At 68.1% G+C, this 747-nt stretch carries 1 pseudogene; it reads right to left on the minus strand.

Going from position 1 to position 747, the window contains the following annotated elements:
• Positions 1-747 (minus strand): annotated as a pseudogene (locus ACFLIM_RS50275) (DNA-directed RNA polymerase subunit beta); the annotation flags it as partial.

Raw genomic sequence — 747 nt, forward strand, 5'->3', positions numbered from 1 at the left:
CACGGTATTCCATGCCGGTGCCGACCAGCGGCGCCTCGCTCTTGAGCAGCGGCACCGACTGGCGCTGCATGTTGGAGCCCATGAGCGCGCGGTTGGCGTCGTCGTGCTCGAGGAAGGGGATCATCGCGGTGGCGACCGACACCATCTGGCGCGGCGACACGTCGATGTAGTCGACCTCCTCGGCCCGGGCCAGCTCGGTCTCACCGCCCTTGGTGCGGACCAGGACGCGAGCGTCGGCGAACGTGCCGTCGGCGTTGAGCACCGTGTTGGCCTGCGCCTTGACGTAGCGGTCTTCCTCGTCGGCGGTCAGGTAGTCGATCTGGCCGGTGACCTTGCCGTCCACGACCTTGCGGTAGGGCGTCTCGACGAAGCCGAAGGCGTTGATCCGGCCGTAGGAGGCCAGCGAGCCGATCAGGCCGATGTTCGGGCCTTCAGGGGTCTCGATCGGGCACATCCGGCCGTAGTGGGACGGGTGCACGTCGCGGACCTCGAAGCCGGCCCGCTCACGCGACAGACCACCGGGACCGAGCGCGGAAAGACGCCGCTTGTGCGTCAGACCGGCCAGCGGGTTGGTCTGGTCCATGAACTGCGACAGCTGCGAGGTGCCGAAGAACTCCTTGATCGACGCCACGACCGGGCGGATGTTGATCAGGGTCTGCGGCGTGATCGCCTCGACGTCCTGCGTGGTCATCCGCTCGCGGACGACGCGCTCCATACGGGCCAGGCCCAGGCGGACCTGGTTCTGGA

Source organism: Nonomuraea marmarensis, assembly GCF_043197025.1.
Classification (GTDB): Bacteria; Actinomycetota; Actinomycetes; order Streptosporangiales; family Streptosporangiaceae; genus Nonomuraea; species Nonomuraea marmarensis.